The organism is Pseudomonas sp. W17, from assembly GCF_040268305.1.
GTDB classification, from domain to species: Bacteria; Pseudomonadota; Gammaproteobacteria; order Pseudomonadales; family Pseudomonadaceae; genus Aquipseudomonas; species Aquipseudomonas protegens.
The window spans coordinates 2,919,214-2,936,480 of record NZ_CP158490.1 but is presented as its reverse complement, the minus strand read 5'-3'; the positions used below and the strand labels follow the sequence as shown (position 1 = coordinate 2,936,480).

Below are 17,267 nucleotides of genomic sequence, written 5' to 3'. Positions count from 1 at the left end.
AGCATTGACGTAAAATCGCCCGCCAAAAAAAACAGCGTGCATAGCGAGAAGGAGCTTCGATGCAACGGGTGATGATTATTGGTCAACCTGGGTCAGGCAAAAGCACCTTGGCGCGTGAGCTGGGTCGGCGCACGGGCTTGCCGGTCGTGCACATCGACACCATCCACTGGCAGCCAGGGTGGATCGAACGCCGCCCGGACGAGAAGACGCGCTTTGTCTCGATGTCGAGGCTCAAGATCGCTGGATTTTCGAAGGTGGCCATTCGGTCACCTGGCACAACCGGGTGGCCCGTGCAGATCTTTTGATATGGATTGATCGTTCGGCGACGCTTCGATTCTTGCGCGTACTGCGCAGAACGCTGCTGTAACGCGGTCAGTCTCGGCCCGACTTGCCGGAAAACTGCCCCGAACTGCTGGCGAACCTGCCGGCGTTTTTTAGATTCATGTGGCGGACGAAAAAATCGGCGCGAGAAAAGATGCAGCAACTTGTGGCAACAGCGCCATCGGCTTGCTGCGTGGTTTGTCTGCGGTCCAATCGGGATATCGGCATTTTTCTCGCTCGTATTGGACGTTCGACTGCCAAGGCTCCGCGAGATTGATCGACGGCTGACCGACTGCGGGAACTGCCGGTTGCGCCCTCCCCTATGACCTGGAGCAGACCCTGTCGCTCATAAGGTCGGGCACCCAGTCAGGCTTGGACGCAAAGGCTATGAGGTACTCAGTGGCTACGGGGCACGCTGGACCTGCCAGCCGGCTCGCCCGCATAGGCGTGAAGCGACCCGATCAGCCGTGGCTCTTGTGATCCAGGGCGGCGTAGAAGTTGGCGCTTTGTTGCAGGTACTTCTGGGTGTAGGTGTTGGTGCTGGATTTCTTCTGGCTGATTTCCACGCTGGCGCTGGCAGGCAGTGCCACGGTGGCGGAAATGGCGGAGGCTGCGATCACGGAGAAGAGATTGAAGTTCATGGCGGTAACCCTCGTATTCAGTTGGCTTGCTTGCCCGTGTGGGCCGTGAAGCAAACTTACTCCCGAGGGTTGGCGGGAAAAAATTCTTTGCGGCAGTAGCCATTATCAGCGTCGTTAATAGAAGGAGTCAGGCCCCGGACGCCGGGGCCTGCGGTCTATTGACGCACCAGGAATTTGATATCGCTGGGGGAATCGAACGGCAGTTTCTGCACGGTCTTGCCCAGGAAACCGGTCTTGGCGTCGCGCTCGATCACCACGATCTCGTTGCTTTTCTGGTTGCCGATCAGCACATAGCGGTTGCTCGGGTCGAGGCTGAACTCCCGTGGGTGATCGCCTTCCACCGAACGCCGCTGGATTTCCTTGAGCTGGCCATTGGCCGGGTCGATGGCAAACACCAGCAACTGGTTGGCGGTGCCCCGGTTGCTGACATACAGGTACTGGCCGTCCTTGGAAGCGTGCAAAGCCGCGGCGGCCTTTTTCTCCTTGGAGCCGTTGGCCGCCAGGTCGAGCATCTGACGCTGAGTCAGCTTGCCGTCCTGGTAGTCGAACACCGCCAGTTGAGCGCTCATTTCCATGGTCAGATAGGCATGCTTGCCATCGGCGCTGAACAGCAGGTGCCGCGGGCCGCTGCCCGGCGGCAGCTGGACGAAGGCCGGGTCGGCCGGGCTCAGCGGGTGTTCCGCATTGGCCTTGGGGTCATAGCGATAGACGAAGATCTTGTCCGCACCCAGGTCGTTGGCGAAGAGGAACTTGCCGTCCGGGGACGGCACCGACGAATGCACGTGGGCCGACTGCTGGCGCTCGGGGTCGACCCGGCTGGCCGGATGACTGGTGAGCTGCACCACCGGCGACAGATGACCGTCATCGCTGACCGGCACCACCGCCAGGCTGCCGCCCGGATCCACATCCACCGAATAGTTGCTGACGAACAGGTAGTTGCCGTCGGCACTCAGGCTGGAATGGGTGGGCTCGTTACCCTGGCTCTGCACCTGGTTGATCAGGCTCAGTTGATGGGTTTTCGGCGCCAGGCTGTAGCTGCTGACACGACCGATGGGGTCGGCCTGCCCCGGGCTGTTCTCATTCACCGCGAAGACGAACTTGAGGTCCTTGGACAAGGTCAGCCAGGACGGGTTGGAGCTCTTCACCACCTGCAGCGGCTTGGGGTCGATCTGCCCGGTGCGCTCATTGAATTGCAGGCGGTACAGACCCTGGCTCTGGCCCTGGGTATAGGACCCCACCAGCAGCTCATGGGTTTCGGTGGCCGGCGCGGCCTGGACCGCCATGGCACCGACACTGCCGGCCATCAGCAGGGGCCAGAAATTACGCATCTTCATGTTCACCTTCCTCTTCGTCGCGGGCACTGAACGCGCTCATGCACACCAGGCGGTGCTCACCGGAGTCGCCTGCCAGGGTCCAGCTCTGCAAGTCCTGGTCGAAGGTCGCGGCCTGGACCTGGGCCAGGGTAAAGCTCCAGCGCTTGGCCGCGCGGCCGTCCATGCACTCGATCAGCAGGCGCTGCTCGTCGAGGGTGAAATCGAAAGCGTGCAGGCCGTCGATTTCCAGCATGTCGCAGGCTTCAAGGGCGCAGAGCAAGGTGTCGGTAGCAGCGGTCATAGCGATCAGTCATCAGATGGAAAGGCGCAATGATAGCTGATTGGCGCTGCCGGGTTGGGCCAGCATTGCGCCGCGCAAGCGACTGCCCCGGATACATCCTCCGACAGGCACTGCCGGGGCTGCCCGGTTCTTCAGCACCACCTGCTTTCCCCTCGGAACACCGGGCATGAAAAAGCCGCACCCGAGGGTGCGGCTGAGTACTCATGCAACGGGATCAGTGGGCGAACAGCGAGTTGCCCTTCTGCCCCGCCAGCTTCTCCGGCTTGATCAGGAACCGCGCCAGGGCCGGCAGCAGCCACAGGGCACCGAACATGTTCCACAGCAGCATGAAGGTCAGCATCAGGCCCATGTCGGCCTGGAACTTGATGGCCGAGAAGATCCAGGTGCACACGCCGATGGCCAGGCACAGGCCGGTGAACAGCACGGCCTTGCCGGTAGAGCGCAGGGTCTGGTAGTAGGCCTCCTGCAGCGGCAGGCCGGCCCGCAGGAAGCTTTCCAGGCGGCTGTAGATATAGATGCCGTAGTCCACGCCGATGCCCACCCCCAGCGCCACCACCGGCAGGGTCGCCACCTTGACCCCGATGCCCATGAAGGCCATCAGCGCGTTGCCCAGCACCGACGTCAGCACCAGTGGCAGGACGATGCACAGGGTCGCCGCCCAGGAGCGGAAGGTGATCATGCACATGCCGGCCACGCAGATGTAGACCAGGATCAGGATGGTCAGCTCGGACTCCTTGATCACCTCGTTGGTCGCGGCCTCGATCCCGGCGTTGCCGGCAGCGAGAATGAACTCCAGGCCGTCCTTGTTGTGCTGCGTGGCGAACTCCTGCACCGCATGCACCGCGCGATCCAGGGTCGCGGCCTTGTGGTCGTTGAGGAACACCAGCACCGGCGCCAGGGAGCAGTTGTTGTTGTACAGGCCGTCGGCCCGGGCAATGGAGTTGTTCAGTACGTCAGGGTTGCGCGACAGGGTTTCCCACTTCAGGTTGCCCTCGTTCATGCCCTTGATCATCTGCTTGGAGACGGTCACCAGGGAAATCGCCGACTGCACGCCCTCGGTGTTCTGCATCTTCCACATCAACTCGTCGATGGGCGCCATGGCCTCATAGCGCGAGCAGCCTTCGGACGCGGTCTTGACCATCACCACCAGCACGTCGGAGCTGGTGGAGTAATTGCTGATGATGAAGTTGTTGTCCTTGTTGTAGCGCGAGTCGGGACGCAGCTCCGGGGCGCCCTGGTCGAGGTCGCCAATCTTCAGGTTCTGGCTGTACCAGAGGCCGCCGGCAAAGGCCACCAGGGCCAGGGCGATGGAGATCGGTGCCACTTTGGGGCTGGCGAAATTGGACAGCAGGCGCCAGAACGGATGCTCGCGGGAAGCGTCCTTCTTGCTGCGTTCGATGGCGCGCTTGCTGATGCCGACGTAGGAAATCGCCACCGGCAGCAGGATCAGGTTGGTGAACACGATCACCGCCACACCGATGGAGGCACCGATGGCCAGCTCGCGGATCACCCCGATATCGATGATCAACAAGGTGATGAAGCCCACGGCGTCGGCGAGGATCGCGATCATCCCCGGCAGGAACAGCTGGCGGAAGGTGCGCCGCGCCGCGGTCAGGGCATTGTCGGCATCACTGGACTGCAAGGCGATGCCGTTGATCTTCTGCACCCCGTGGGAAATGCCGATGGCAAAGATCAGGAACGGCACCAGCATCGAATACGGGTCCAGGCCGAAGCCGAAGGCGTGCATCAGGCCCAGTTGCCAGACCACCGCCACCAGGGTGGTGATCAACACCGCGATGGTGCTGCGGATGCACCAGGTGAACCAGTACAGCAGCACCAGGGTGATGATGAAGGCCACGCCGAAGAACATCACCACCATGATCAGGCCGTCGATCAGGTCGCCGACCTTCTTGGCGAAGCCGACGATGTGGATCTTCACATTGGGGTTCTGCGCCTCGAACTTGTCGCGGATCTTCTCTTCCAGCTGGTGGGAGAATTTCTGGTAGTCCAGGGCCAGCAGCTTGCCCTGGTCCTGCGGGTCCGGATAGGACTCCAGCAGCGGGATATCAACGATGCTGGACTTGAAGTCGTTGGCCACCAGGCGCCCGACCTGGCCGGACTTGAGCACGTTGTTGCGCAGCTGTTCGAGGCTATCGGCCGAACCGTTGTAGCTCTGGGGAATCACCTCGCCGCCGGCGAAGCCCTCTTCGGTCACTTCGGTCCAGCGCACGCTGGGGCTCCACAGCGACTTGAGCCCGGAGCGATCGACGCCGGAGATGTAGAACACCTCGTCGTTGATCTGCCGCAGGGTTTCCATGTAGTCCTTGGTGAAGATGTCGCCGTCACGGGCCTCCACCGAGATGCGCACGGTGTTGCCCAGGTTCGCCAGGTCGTTGCGGTGCTCCATCATCCGCTCGATGAACGGGTGCTTGAGCGGGATCATCTTCTCGAAGCTGGTGGACGGCCGGATCAGGGTCGCCTGCCAGAACAGGAAAGCGCTGACCAGCAAGCAGATGAAGATCACTGCCGGGCGGTTATTGAAAATCAGGCGCTCAAGAAAGTTCGCCTTGTCCTGGTGATGACTGCTCATGGAATTCCCCACCTTCTTATTATGTGCCCGACTTATTGGCCGAGTTCAGCGCCCGTAGCTGCAGAAACCCGTACACCGCCCTGCCCGGCCAGGATCAGGTCGCCGTTGCCGGCAGCGGTGACCGCCGAAAGCGAGATGCGGTCCGCACGGTTGAATACGCTGAAGGTCTGGCCGTGGTCGGTGCTGAGGATCACGCTGCCGCCGTTGCCGACGATCACCAGCGAGCCATCGTCCAGCAGGGTCGCCCCCGACAGGCCGAACTCCAGGGCGCCACGGGCGGCGTTCAATTCCACCTGTTCCCAGGTGCTGCCGAAATCCGTGGAGCGGTAGAGATTGCCGCGCAGGCCATAGACCAGCAGAGTGGCCGGCTGGCCGGTGCCGATCACGCCGAACAACGAGCCTTCATAGGGGCCTTCGAGGCGCTCCCAGGTCTGCCCGTCATCGGCGGAGCGGAACATGCTGCCCTGCTCGCCGACAATGAACAGCCCGGAATCCTTGACCTGGGCAATGGCGTTGAGGTGGAACTGGTCCTCGTTGTCGAGGCGGTCGCTGACGTCCTCCCAATGCTGGCCGCCATCGCTGGTTTCCAGCAGGGCCCCGTAGGCGCCCACGGCGTAGCCGGTCTGGGTGTCCTTGAACCATACATCGAGCAAGGGTGCCTCGCGCTTGAGGTCCTGGAACTGCCGGGTCCAGGTGGCACCGCCGTCGCTGCTGGCCAGGACCTGGGCATCGTGGCCCACCGCCCAGCCGCGCTTATCATCGACGAAGTACACCGCCGTCAGCAGTTGCCGGGTCGGCACCTTGGCCTGGACCCAGGTCTGGCCCTGGTCGTCGGAATAGAGAATGTGCCCGCGATCGCCCACCGCCACCAGGCGCTTGCCGGCGTGGACCACATCGAGCATCAGGCTTTTCGCCGCCTTGGGCGATTCGATGGAATAGACAGAATCTGCTGCAGTGGCAGCGGCCAGGACTGGCGTCGACAGCGTCACGACGCCCAACAGCGAGAGCGCTGTAGCCAGCAGTGCGAACGTGCGCAGCGCCGGCGGGCGGCCAACAACCACGCCCATGACAGGCTCACTCATAGACCTTTCCCCCATTTATTATTGTTAGGTCGTTCAACCTTTACAGGGCGCCGTTCGAGGCGTGCCAATCGACTGCGGATCCCCGGACATGGTCCTGAAACCTGCAATCTAGAGCCCCTTCGGAAGCTGGCCTATCCTATCGGGCTTTAGAAACATCTGACAATCGACACCACGTTATCTTTTGTTAACCCGAGGGCCTGGCGGCCAGCACTGAATGGCTAGGTATTCGGCACCATGATTAATAAAGGCCACTTGGGAACTTGGCATCCGCATGAAGGACGCGCTAGGTGGGCTTACGGGGAAATCCCGGAACCTCGAGCAAATCATAACGAATGGCTTTCGAGGCTGGATCGTAATAGGCCTGGTAAAAATTGAAGGTCTTTCTCTTGTGCTTATCGCACAAGGCCTTGATGACCTCGATGGCCCTGATCTTGTCGGCGATAGAAGTCGCTATGCCAAAAATCAAGCCGTCCAGGCTTTTGAATTTGTACCGCAGCTTTCTTTTCGCTCCCTCGCGCAGATCCATATTGGACCTGAGCACGATCCGGAACTCCTTCTCCGATTCCCAGTGGCTGAGTTTCGAGGTCAGGGTGGCGTTGAATTTCTCGAAGTGTCGGGCAGTCGCCTGCTTGTCTTCTGAAAACAGCCACTCACAACTGGAGCTGAACGACAGTTCGCCATCGGAATGCCAGTCCTGCAGCAACGCCTCGGGCGAGGTATTGCCCATCGTGCGGAAAAAATCCACATGGGAAAATTCGCGACTATAGGAAACCGCCTGGAAAGGCATGTTCTTGAAATCGTAAACGAGACTGTCGTCGAGGCTTTCCTTGGGCACCTTCAGCTTCAGGCTGTGCCCTGCCTGATGGTCGTCGACCTTGAATTTCAGGCATATCGCCTTGTGGTTCCCGCCATAGGTGCCCCATATCGATGAGTTCCTGCACTCCTCCATGAAACAGGCCACATACCATCTGGGGTACATCAGTTCGTCCAGCGCCTTGACGAACACATGAGGAAACTCGCGGATCAAGGAGTTCAGGCCAATGGCCTTCTCGCCATCGAGCTTCGTGGAGTGCTTAACGTTGCCCATCATGATGTCGAGCATCGTCTTGTCCAGGGCCGTCTCGCGATAGTAGCCAAAGCGTTTTTCGTCAGTGTCCGGCTGGGCAATCCGAGAAAGCTCGACCGAATAGCGAGCGTTTTTTTCCTCCGTCCCTTCAACCGACGATTCATAAGGCAGGCTGCCGATCCAAGTATCTTTGTTCACCTGGAAAACCACGGCCAGGAAGATGGGATGCAGCCAGACAAGATGATGAATGAGTTCGGGCTGGTAACAGCGTCTTTTGTCTTTGCTCAGCGCAGCGATATAAGACTGGATAACGCTATCGGCGAACAACGTCTCGAGCATAGTGGCAAAGCATGGCGCATAAGCCGGCGTCAGGCTGGTGACACGCGCACGCACCTGCACGGCATTGGAGTATTTTTCGCCGGCGCCCAGCATCATGACTTCCCAGCTTTTCAGGGCCAGCAGCAACAGATAATGCTTGAACAGATTCTTCCAGAGGAGGCTATCGCCCGACCAGAAGACCTCCCGATACCCTTCCAGAGGGTCATTCAACTGATCGGGGGCAGCAAAATATATTTCCAGGTTTTCCAACTCACCCGGTTGTTCGATGCCCTGCGCGTCCTTGCCGCCCAGCAGCCTTGCGGCAGGCCTGAACCGGTATAAAAACTTATCCATGTAAAAACTTTCCGCCGTCCCGGGCTTTTGTCGTGCAAAACGGTAGACCCCGGCCCAGAGAGCCGGAGATAACCGCCAACGCAGTCAACCGCACAGGAAATACCGTCCTGAACGTTCGAAACCATTAGGTTCGAACCACTGAAGACCCGGGCCGGAAATGACGACCCGGGTCGGGGGCCTTTAGGCCAGGCTTTTGCTCACCACCTCGAACACATCGCTGGACAGCTCGCCGGAGGCGCGGATGCGCTCCAGTTCGCCTTTCATCAGTGCCTGGCGGGCACTGTCGTATTTGCGCCAGCGGGTCAGCGGCGCCAGTTGCCGCGAGGCAATCTGCGGGTTGAAGCCGTTGAGCTGGATCACCAGGTCCGCCAGGAAGCGATAGCCCGAACCATCGGCGGCGTGGAAGTTGATCAGGTTCTGCCCGGCAAACGCCCCCACCAGCGCCCGCACCTTGTTCGGGTTCTTGATGTTGAACGCCGGGTGCTGCATCAGTGCCTTGACCCGCTCCAGGCCACCGGGCAACGGGCTGCCGGCCTGCACGCTGAACCATTGGTCCATGACCAGGGCGTTGTCCTTGAAGTTCTCGGCGAATACTTCTAGGGCCTTGGCCTTCTCGGCCTCGAACGGCGAGTTGACCAGCACTGCCAGGGCGGTCAGGCGCTCGGTCATGTTGTCGGCGCTGTCGAACTGTTCGATGGCCGCAGCCAGTACCTCGGGCTTGTGGGTCAGCATCAGGTACGACAGGGCGATGTTCTGCAGCGCGCGACGGGCAAAATGCTCGGACTCGGCCACGTAGGCGGTGGCCTTGGACACCTGCCGATTGGCCTGATAGCGCTTCCACAGGGCATCGAACAGACTGTCAGCCAGTTGCTGACGGGCAAACTCGCGAGCCGCGTGGATCGCCTCGACATCCGCCACTTCGCTGATCTCGGTGAGGTAGGCCTCGCCCGGCAGGGACAGCATTTCGGCGACCATGGCCTGATCCAGGCTGTCATCGGCGAGCACAGTGCCCAGGGCAGCCACCAGACGTTCGTCCATCACCAGCGCCCGGCCCTGTTGGTGCTGGGCGATCAGTTCCTGCAACACCTGCACCGACAATTGCTGGCCGGCGTCCCAGCGGTTGAAACCGTCGCTGTCGTGCTGCATGAGGAACATCAGCTGGTCACGGTTGTAGGGGAAGCTCAGCTTCACCGGAGCCGAGAAACCCCGCAGCAGCGAGGGCAGCGGCTGTTCGGCGATGTCGACGAAGGTAAAGGTCTGCTCGGCCTCGGTCACCGACAACACGCGGGACGAGCCCTGGGCGGCGGCTTCACCAGCCAGGCGCAAGGCCATGTCGGCACCGGTGCTATCGAGCAGGCCCAGGGCCACCGGAATCACGAACGGCAGTTTCTCGACCTTGTCCGGGGTTTGCGGGCAGCTCTGGCGGAAGGTCAGGCTGTAGGTTTTCGCCGCTGCGTCGTAGGACTCGCTGACCGCCAGCCGCGGCGTACCGGCCTGGCTGTACCAGCGCTTGAACTGGGTCAGATCGACGCCGTTGGCGTCTTCCATGGCCTTGACGAAGTCGTCGCAGGTCACGGCCTGGCCGTCATGGCGTTCGAAGTACAGGTCGCTGCCCTTGCGGAAGCCTTCGGCGCCGAGCAAGGTGTGGATCATGCCGACAACTTCCGAACCCTTTTCGTACACGGTCAGGGTGTAGAAGTTGGAGATCTCGATAAAGCTTTCCGGACGCACGGCGTGGGCCATGGGGCCGGCGTCTTCGGCGAACTGGTGGGTCCGCAGGTACGCCACATCCTGGATACGCTTGACCGTGGCCGAGTTCATGTCCGCGGAGAAACCGGCGTCGCGGAACACTGTGAAGCCTTCCTTGAGCGACAGCTGGAACCAGTCGCGGCAGGTCACCCGGTTGCCCGACCAGTTATGGAAGTATTCGTGGGCAACGATGGCCTCGACCCGCTGGTGCGCGGCGTCGGTGGCGGTTTCGGCACGGGCCAGCACGGCGCTGGAGTTGAAGATGTTCAGGCCCTTGTTTTCCATGGCGCCCATGTTGAAGTCGTTGACCGCGACGATCATGAAGATGTCCAGGTCGTACTCGCGGCCATAGGTCTCTTCGTCCCAGCGCATGGACTTCTTGAGGCTGTTCATCGCGTGCTGGCACTTGTCGATGTTTTCCGGCTCGACATAGATGCGCAGCGCCACGTCGCGACCGCTCTGGGTGCGGAAGCTGTCTTCCACGCACCACAGGTCACCGGCCACCAGGGCGAACAGGTAGGCCGGTTTCATGAACGGGTCTTCCCAGGTCGCCCAGTGCCGGCCGTCTTCTCCCGGGCCGCTGGCGATCGGGTTACCGTTGGACAGCAGCACCGGGTAGCTGTGCTGCTCGGCGACCACGGTGGTGGTGAACTTGCTCATCACGTCCGGGCGGTCGAGGTAATAGGTGATCTTGCGAAAGCCCTCGGCCTCGCACTGGGTGCAGAACATGCCGCTGGACTTGTACAGGCCTTCCAGCGCGGTGTTGCTTTCCGGGTGGATGCGCACGCTGGTGTCCAGGGTGAAACTGGCGCTGGTCGGGTGCAAGGTCAGGTGGCTGTCATCCAGCTGGTAGTCGCTGGCACTCAGGGCCTGATCGGACAGGCTCACCGACAGCAACTCCAGTTGCTGGCCGTCCAGCACCAGGGGCGGCAGGCCGGCGCCCCGGGCCGGGTTGCGACGCATCACCAGCTGCGCATGGACCAGGCTGTGGTCCTCGAACAACTCGAAGGTCAGGTGGGTCTCGTCGATCAGGTACTCGGGGGCCTGATAGTCCTTCAGGTAGATCATCTTCGGTTGGTCGGTGCGCATGGCGAATTCCTTCTACTGATGCACGGCGAGCTGGTACGCCGTGTATTTGCGAATGTTGATCACGCCGGTGTCGAAGATCAGGTACTGGCCCTTGATCCCCAGCAACGTGCCTTCGGCGATCGGATTCTTGTCCAGATTGAAGCTGACGATCTTGGTCGGGTACTCCACGACCGGATAGCGGATTTCCAGAGGCTCGATGTCGGTCACCGGCTGGATCGCCTGCAAGCCGAAACGCTCCTGCAGGGCCAACAGGCCCTCGGCGCAGGCGGCGAACAGCTGCTCGCGCACTGCCACCAGGTCCACTGCCTGGGCATCACCCTTGAGCAAGGCGCGCCAGTTGGTCTTGTCGGCCACCTGGGAACGGAACAGGTCTTCGACGAAGCCCGATTGCTGGCGGGTCGCCACGCGCATGATCGGCAGCGCCTGGCTGGCCCCCTGGTCGAGCCAGCGGGTCGGCAGTTGGGTGGCGCGGGTGATGCCGACCTTGATCCCCGACGAGTTGGCCAGGTAGACCACGTGGTCGGTCATGCAGAACTGCTCGCCCCATGACGGATCGCGGCAAGTACCGGCGTCGTAGTGGCAGCGTTCCGGGCTCATGATGCAGATATCGCACTGGGCCAGCTTGGTCATGCACGGGTAGCAGTAGCCCTGGCTGAAGCTGGTCTTGGTCTTGCGCCCGCAATGGCTGCAATGGATCGCACCCAGGTATTCCAGGCGCACTGTGGTGCCGATCAAGGGGTTGACCGGTACCTCGCTGTCGCCCAGGCGAAAAGCGTATTCAACGTTCGACCCGTCAAGGCGCGCCGACATTTTACTGATGGAACCGCGGCCAATCTCGATCAATGGATGGCATCCGACTTGAACAGGATGTTCGGCACCGGCGCCGACTTCGAGGCGCATTCCTGCGGGCCCATGTAGCCGGTACGTTGATCCTCGGGCAGATTTTGCATTTCCCAGGCGATCATCGCCTGCAGGGACAGTTCACGCTGTTCGGCGGTGAGCTTGCGGCCATCGGACCATTTGCCGATCTCTACCGCCAGTTTCAGGCTCTGGTAGATCTCGGGGGTGATGTTTTCGATCATTTCAACAAAGGACGACATACAAGACTCCAGCGTTTAAAGGGCCCGTCGGCGGCTGTACAAGCCGCCCAACAGGCCGGTGAGGCATCCGATAAGCAACCCGCCAACGTGGGCGGCGTTGGCGATTTCACCGAAACCGATCATCGAGACCAGCCCGGACAGGCACAGCAGCAGCCACACCAACATCATCACCAGCACGCCCCGGGGCAGGCGGTAGATGGGGCTGGGGGCCAGCAATTGATAGATCCAGCAATGCCCGAGCAGGCCGTAGAGCACCCCGGACAGGCCGCCGAACAGGGTCGGCCCGCTGAAGTAGTACTGCGCGTAATTCGACACCAGGCTGAACAGCAGGGTCAGGCCCAGCAGGTTGATGCCGCCCTGGCGCATTTCGATGCGCCGCCCCAGCTCCCAGTACCACATGCCGTTCATGGCGATATGCAGGAAGCCGAAGTGGATCAGCATCGGCGTCACCAGGCGCCACCACTGCCCCGCTGCCAGGCTGTCGGCCAGGGAGCTGAACTGGATGTAGTCGCCAACCACGCGGAACTCGAGGAAGGTGAACCAGCTCAGGGTCTGCAGGTTGTCGCCGAGCAAGGTGATACCGCATACCGCCAGGCTCAAGAGCAGGATCAGCGCGGTGACCGGGCTGCTGCGCAGTTGCTGGACGAAGCCGGGGCGCGCCGGGGCACTGGCCTGGGGAATGTCCAGTTGCTGATCGGGGTCGCCCTGGGGAAAGCGCTGGTACAGGCCACGCACGTCCTCGCTGATGGATTCCGGCACCCAGAGCACCTGCTCCCCCGCCTCCTCGCTGACCCGGTGAGGCACCTGCATGCGTTGCAGCAGCTTGACGAAGCCGCTCAGGTCCGTCGCCAGGGGCAGGCGCAATACCGCTACCGCACTCATCGCACTACCTCGGGCCGTTCAACGTCGACCCAGACAAATTTATTCGGATCCAGGCGGGTTTCCTGGTCCAGCCGATACGCGGCGAGCTTGCCGTAGAGCACCGCGCTGTAGTCCAGGCACGCCAGGTTGGGACGGATCGGCGCCGGCTTGCCGCTGCGCCAGTAGTGCCCGACGAACAGCATCGGCTCCTCGGCGCCATAACGCAGCAGGCTGTTCTTCTCGGCCGGGGACAACGGCGTGCGGGCCACAGGCTCGGGCAAGGCGTCGGGCTGGAACACGATGTCGCCGTAGGTCTGCGGGTCGTCTTCCCAGAACTTGGTACGGAAGAAGGCGCGGGTCAGGCCGTCGCCGCTGGTCATGGTCAGGCCATGGGGCAGGCGCATATCGGTGCCCCGCAGCAGGCGGTCGAAGGCGGTACAGGCAAAGCTGTCGGGAACGGCCGCGGACTGCAGGAACTCGCGGTCGATGCAGCCGTTGGGGTACTGCTGGCGCAGCGGCGCGATCAGGCCGGCATCCCAGCAGGCGTGCACCACACGGAAACGGCCGGCGTCGACGAACAGCGGCAATTCATAGAACCACTGCAGGAAATCGTGCCAGTCACCCGGGTGCTGTTCGAACTGGGTCAGGGTCTCGTGGATCAGCCGGGCATGGCGCGGGGTGTGCTCGCGCACGAACTGCTTGCCGCTGCCTTCGGCCGCCGGAGTGCTCCAGCCCAGGGCATTGAACTCATGGTTGCCCATGATGCACAGGGCCTGACCGGCTTCGACCATGTCGTGGACGATATGCAGGGACTCACGGATACGCGGGCCGCGGTCGATGATATCGCCGAGGAACACTGCCATGCGCGACGGGTGCCGCCAGACGCCGGCCTGCTTGTGATAACCGAGCCGATCCAGCAAGTGCTCCAGGGTCAGGGCGCAACCGTGCACGTCACCGATCAGGTCGTAGCTACGCGCGGGATCGAGCATCAGTCGCCTCCACCGCCCAGCCGGCTGCCCCAGCCGAGTTTGGTCCGGCAGACCTCGTAGTAGTTGTGGTCCAGCGGGTGGATCAGGCGCAGTTTTTGCGCCTTCTTGCTGACCGTGATGGTGTCGCCCGGGGCACAGGTGAAATGGTTCTGCCCGTCACAGGAAACTTGCGGATAGATCTGCATATCTTTGGACACGACGATTTTCAGCTCGCTGTTGCCATCGACCACGATCGGTCTTCCCGACAAGGTATGGGGGTACATCGGCACAATCACAATGGCATCCAGCTTGGGATGCATGATCGGCCCGCCGGCGGACAGGGCGTAGGCCGTGGAACCGGTGGGCGTGGCGACGATCAGGCCGTCGGCCTTCTGGCTGCAGACGAACTGGCCGTCGATGTAGATCTCGAACTCGATCATCCGCGTCGACTTGCCCGGGTGCAGCACCACATCGTTCAGCGCATCGCCCTGGCCGATGGCCTCGGCATGGCGGCGCACCTCGGCCTGCAGCAGGAAGCGGTTTTCCACCAGGTAGTGGCCGTCCAGCACCTCGGCGACCTTGACCTCCAGCTCGTCGGGGCGGATGTCGGTGAGAAAGCCCAGGCTGCCGCGGTTGATCCCCAGCACCGGGATGTTGTGCCGCGCCAGGGCCCGGGCGGCGCCCAGCAGGCTGCCGTCGCCACCGACCACGATGACCATGTCGCAGACCTCGCCCAGCAACTTGCGCGAGGAAGTCTGCAGGCCGTGGCCGGGCAGCACTTCGGCGATGGTGTCCTCAAGGATCACGTGCAGGTGCCGCGCCAGCAGAAACTTTTTCAGTCGGCGAACTGTGTCCAGCACCTGGGAACTGCCCAGGCGACCGATAATGCCGATATTGCGAAATTGCTCCATGGGGCTCCTGCGGGGTTCGGGTACGGGCGAAACGGACGATTATGGGCGAAACCCGGCGTTAGACAAAATCCTTTCAGCCACACGGGCTTAGCCAGCCCTGCCGCAACTGCGAGTGGCACGCATTTATCGCGATCGGCCCGGGTTTGCGTCTATGCTCGCAAGATGCTCCTGTTCCCTGATCTGCTCGGCCTTCCCCGCCAGTTGCGTCAACCTGAAGTCCGCGACCTCGCCTGGGTCATCCTCGCGCCGCCGATGCTCAGCCACACGCCCTGGCCACAGCGCCACCCGCTCGCCGGCAGCGACTGGGTCCAGGCGCCGCAACTGCTGGCCCACTGGCTGCGCTGCCAGGACCTGGACAGCCGCGCCCTGCGCCAGTGGCTGGCCGAGGGCCCGACCCGGCGCCTGGGCCTGTATTACGAACGCCTCTGGCAATTTGCCGTCCGCCACGCCCCCGGGGTCGAGCTGCTGGCGGCCAACCTGCCGATCCGCCGCGGCGGCCACACCCTGGGCGAACTGGACATGTTGCTGCGCGACCGTGACGGCGTGCACCACCTGGAACTGGCGATCAAGCTGTACCTGGGCCCCCAGGCCGGCAATGGCCAGGACAACGCCCAATGGCTGGGCCCCGGCTGCCATGACCGCCTGGACCGCAAGCTGGCGCACCTGGATGGGCACCAACTGCCGATTTCCGCCCGGGACGAAAGCCGCGAAGCCCTGGCGGCACTGGATATCCACCAGTTCAGCGCGCACCTGTGGCTGGGGGGCTACCTGCTGTACCCCTGGCCGGGTCGCGCCGAACCGCCCCAGGGCGCCCACCCGCAACACCTGTGCGGGCGCTGGCTGCATCAGCGCGACTGGCCGGCATTTTTCGCCCAGAGCGCCCCGGGGCGCTGGCAGCCCCTGCCCCGCCACGCCTGGCTGTCGCCGGCCCACTACCCGGCCGAGCAGGCCTGGACCGCCACACAACTGCAGCAATGGCTGGCAGAACTTGCCCCCCAGGCCCCGGCGCAGTTGCTGGTACGCCTGGAGCAAACCCCTGAAGGCGGCTGGGAAGAAGCCGAACGCCTGTTCCTGGTGGCCGATCTCTGGCCCCACGTCCCCCCGCAGCCCTCCTGACAATCTGCCGCAGCAGCGGACGTGCCGGCGAAGACGCCCCTAAGGGCACCCCAGGACTCAAGGGCCTGTTCGCCGGCAAGCCGGTGCCTACATCAGAGACAGGCGCAGCCCCAGGGCCGCCAGGGTCGCCAGCAACACCGGCAGCGTCAGCACGATACCGACCCGGAAGTAGTACCCCCAGCCAATGTGAATACCCTTGCGCTCCAGTACATGCAGCCAGAGCAGGGTCGCCAGGCTGCCGATGGGGGTGATCTTCGGCCCCAGGTCGCTGCCGATGACGTTGGCGTAGATCATCGCGTCCTTGACCACCCCCGTGGCTTGGCTGGCATCGATGGACAAGGCGCCGATCAGCACTGTCGGCAGATTGTTCATCAGCGATGACAAGCCCGCCGTGAGCAACCCGGTGCCCAGGGCCGCGCCCCAGATCCCGCCGCCGGCAAAGGCATCCAGCCAGCCGGCCAGGTACGCCGTGAGCCCGGCATTGCGCAGGCCGTACACCACCAGATACATGCCCAGGGAAAAAATCACGATCTGCCAGGGCGCTTCCCTGAGCACCTTGCGCGTGGAGATCCGGTGCCCGCGGGCGGCAATCGCCAGCAGCAGCGCCGCGCACACCGCGGAAATCGCGCTGATGGGAATGCCCAGCGGCTCCAGGGCAAAACAGCCCAGCAGCAGGATCAGCAACACCCACCAGCCGGCCATGAAGGTTGCCCGGTCATGGATGGCGCTGGCGGGCTCGGCCAGTTGTCGGGGGTCGTAATCCAGCGGGATATCGCGGCGGAAGAACCACAGCAGCACCACCAGGGTGGCGGCCACGCTCACCAGATTGACCGGCAGCATCACCAGCGCATAACGGTTGAAGCCAATCTTGAAGAAGTCCGCGGAGACGATGTTCACCAGGTTCGAAACCACCAGCGGCAGGCTCGCGGTGTCGGCAATGAACCCCGCGCCCATGACGAAGGCCAGGGTCGTGGCCGGTGAAAAGCGCAAGGCCAGGAGCATGGAAATGACGATGGGGGTCAGGATCAGCGCGGCGCCGTCATTGGCGAACAGCGCCGAGACCAGCGCCCCCAGCAATACCATGAAGGCAAACAGCCGCCTGCCCCGCCCTCGCCCCCAGCGCGCCACATGCAGCGCGGCCCAGGCAAAGAACCCGGCCTCGTCCAGCAGCAGGCTGATGATGATCAGCGCGACAAAGGTACCGGTGGCATTCCAGATGATCTGCCAGACCACCGGGATATCCGCCCATTGCACCACCCCGAACAACAGCGCCAGGGTTGCGCCGAACACGGCGCTCCAGCCAACGCCCAGCCCCTTGGGCTGCCAGATCACCAAGGTAATGGTCAGCAGGAAAATCGATACGGCAATCAACATGAGAGTGGGTCTTGAGTATGCAGGAGCCGGCTTGCCGGCGAAGGCGCCCCACGGGACTCAAGGGCCTCTTCGCCGGCAAGCCGGCTCCTGCGACAGCAGGGAATGGTGGGGAA

General features: G+C 62.7%; 14 protein-coding genes and 1 pseudogene. 2 read left to right on the top strand and 13 right to left on the bottom strand.

The window, feature by feature from the left end:
• Positions 1-59 precede the first annotated feature (59 nt).
• Positions 60-598, top strand: a pseudogene (locus ABCR88_RS13755) (AAA family ATPase).
• 184 nt (positions 599-782) lie between these two features.
• Here the strand turns inward: ABCR88_RS13755 and ABCR88_RS13750 are convergent.
• The 12 genes from ABCR88_RS13750 to ABCR88_RS13695 all read right to left on the bottom strand — a co-directional run bounded on the left by ABCR88_RS13750 (position 783) and on the right by ABCR88_RS13695 (position 14,664).
• Positions 783-962 carry a hypothetical protein gene (locus tag ABCR88_RS13750; RefSeq protein ID WP_320334933.1) on the bottom strand — a complete coding sequence of 60 codons (180 nt, stop codon included), beginning with the start codon at positions 960-962 and terminating at the stop codon, positions 783-785.
• 155 nt (positions 963-1,117) lie between these two features.
• The gene (locus ABCR88_RS13745; protein WP_019094608.1) at positions 1,118-2,296 is read right to left on the bottom strand and encodes a lactonase family protein; all 1,179 of its coding nucleotides are present in this window, start codon (positions 2,294-2,296) and stop codon (positions 1,118-1,120) included.
• Positions 2,283-2,576 carry a DUF5629 family protein gene (locus ABCR88_RS13740; protein WP_015635805.1) on the bottom strand — a complete coding sequence of 98 codons (294 nt, stop codon included), beginning with the start codon at positions 2,574-2,576 and terminating at the stop codon, positions 2,283-2,285. The genes ABCR88_RS13745 and ABCR88_RS13740 overlap by 14 nt, the downstream gene beginning before the upstream one ends.
• A 214-nt stretch (positions 2,577-2,790) precedes the next feature.
• A complete protein-coding gene (locus tag ABCR88_RS13735) occupies positions 2,791-5,166 on the bottom strand; it encodes an RND family transporter (protein ID WP_041118457.1) in 2,376 nt (791 codons plus the stop codon).
• Positions 5,167-5,198: 32 nt separating this feature from the next.
• Complete coding sequence (locus ABCR88_RS13730; protein WP_041118459.1) at positions 5,199-6,248, bottom strand: YCF48-related protein; 1,050 nt, start codon at positions 6,246-6,248, stop codon at positions 5,199-5,201.
• 283 nt (positions 6,249-6,531) lie between these two features.
• Positions 6,532-7,986, bottom strand: coding sequence for a DUF2971 domain-containing protein (locus tag ABCR88_RS13725; protein ID WP_041118461.1), 1,455 nt, complete (start codon positions 7,984-7,986; stop codon positions 6,532-6,534).
• Between the two features lie 180 nt (positions 7,987-8,166).
• Positions 8,167-10,824 (bottom strand): aminopeptidase N, encoded by a 2,658-nt coding sequence (gene pepN, locus ABCR88_RS13720; protein WP_236184768.1) that lies wholly within the window; start codon positions 10,822-10,824, stop codon positions 8,167-8,169.
• A gap of 12 nt (positions 10,825-10,836) precedes the next feature.
• The gene (locus tag ABCR88_RS13715) at positions 10,837-11,667 is read right to left on the bottom strand and encodes a DUF2797 domain-containing protein (protein ID WP_019092921.1); all 831 of its coding nucleotides are present in this window, start codon (positions 11,665-11,667) and stop codon (positions 10,837-10,839) included.
• Positions 11,664-11,924, bottom strand: a complete 261-nt coding sequence (locus ABCR88_RS13710; protein ID WP_011061566.1) for a DUF1315 family protein — start codon at positions 11,922-11,924, stop codon at positions 11,664-11,666. Before ABCR88_RS13710 ends, ABCR88_RS13715 begins: the two co-directional genes overlap by 4 nt.
• Positions 11,925-11,939: 15 nt before the next feature.
• Positions 11,940-12,806 carry a rhomboid family intramembrane serine protease gene (locus ABCR88_RS13705; protein WP_350404727.1) on the bottom strand — a complete coding sequence of 289 codons (867 nt, stop codon included), beginning with the start codon at positions 12,804-12,806 and terminating at the stop codon, positions 11,940-11,942.
• Entirely contained in the window at positions 12,803-13,777 is a 975-nt protein-coding gene (locus tag ABCR88_RS13700) for a metallophosphoesterase (RefSeq protein WP_169891843.1), read from the bottom strand. Before ABCR88_RS13700 ends, ABCR88_RS13705 begins: the two co-directional genes overlap by 4 nt.
• Positions 13,774-14,664, bottom strand: a complete 891-nt coding sequence (locus ABCR88_RS13695) for an NAD(+) kinase (RefSeq protein ID WP_007920913.1) — start codon at positions 14,662-14,664, stop codon at positions 13,774-13,776. Before ABCR88_RS13695 ends, ABCR88_RS13700 begins: the two co-directional genes overlap by 4 nt.
• 162 nt (positions 14,665-14,826) lie before the next feature.
• Between ABCR88_RS13695 and ABCR88_RS13690 the strand changes: the two genes are divergently transcribed.
• Positions 14,827-15,780, top strand: a complete 954-nt coding sequence (locus ABCR88_RS13690; RefSeq protein WP_350022765.1) for a DUF1853 family protein — start codon at positions 14,827-14,829, stop codon at positions 15,778-15,780.
• Between the two features lie 87 nt (positions 15,781-15,867).
• Here ABCR88_RS13690 and ABCR88_RS13685 read toward each other — a convergent pair whose 3' ends face one another.
• A complete protein-coding gene (locus tag ABCR88_RS13685) occupies positions 15,868-17,154 on the bottom strand; it encodes an arsenic transporter (protein WP_350022766.1) in 1,287 nt (428 codons plus the stop codon).
• Positions 17,155-17,267: the final 113 nt, after the last annotated feature.

What these genes read in the sequence shown, in the direction of transcription:
- ABCR88_RS13690 (WP_350022765.1), top strand. Translation starts at nt 14,827, where the DNA reads ATGCTCCTGTTCCCTGATCTGCTCGGCCTTCCCCGCCAGTTGCGTCAA.
- ABCR88_RS13735 (WP_041118457.1), bottom strand. Translation starts at nt 5,166, where the DNA reads ATGAGCAGTCATCACCAGGACAAGGCGAACTTTCTTGAGCGCCTGATT.
- pepN (WP_236184768.1), bottom strand. Translation starts at nt 10,824, where the DNA reads ATGCGCACCGACCAACCGAAGATGATCTACCTGAAGGACTATCAGGCC.
- ABCR88_RS13710 (WP_011061566.1), bottom strand. Translation starts at nt 11,924, where the DNA reads ATGTCGTCCTTTGTTGAAATGATCGAAAACATCACCCCCGAGATCTAC.
- ABCR88_RS13730 (WP_041118459.1), bottom strand. Translation starts at nt 6,248, where the DNA reads ATGAGTGAGCCTGTCATGGGCGTGGTTGTTGGCCGCCCGCCGGCGCTG.
- ABCR88_RS13750 (WP_320334933.1), bottom strand. Translation starts at nt 962, where the DNA reads ATGAACTTCAATCTCTTCTCCGTGATCGCAGCCTCCGCCATTTCCGCC.
- ABCR88_RS13685 (WP_350022766.1), bottom strand. Translation starts at nt 17,154, where the DNA reads ATGTTGATTGCCGTATCGATTTTCCTGCTGACCATTACCTTGGTGATC.
- ABCR88_RS13740 (WP_015635805.1), bottom strand. Translation starts at nt 2,576, where the DNA reads ATGACCGCTGCTACCGACACCTTGCTCTGCGCCCTTGAAGCCTGCGAC.
- ABCR88_RS13695 (WP_007920913.1), bottom strand. Translation starts at nt 14,664, where the DNA reads ATGGAGCAATTTCGCAATATCGGCATTATCGGTCGCCTGGGCAGTTCC.
- ABCR88_RS13725 (WP_041118461.1), bottom strand. Translation starts at nt 7,986, where the DNA reads ATGGATAAGTTTTTATACCGGTTCAGGCCTGCCGCAAGGCTGCTGGGC.
- ABCR88_RS13745 (WP_019094608.1), bottom strand. Translation starts at nt 2,296, where the DNA reads ATGAAGATGCGTAATTTCTGGCCCCTGCTGATGGCCGGCAGTGTCGGT.
- ABCR88_RS13705 (WP_350404727.1), bottom strand. Translation starts at nt 12,806, where the DNA reads ATGAGTGCGGTAGCGGTATTGCGCCTGCCCCTGGCGACGGACCTGAGC.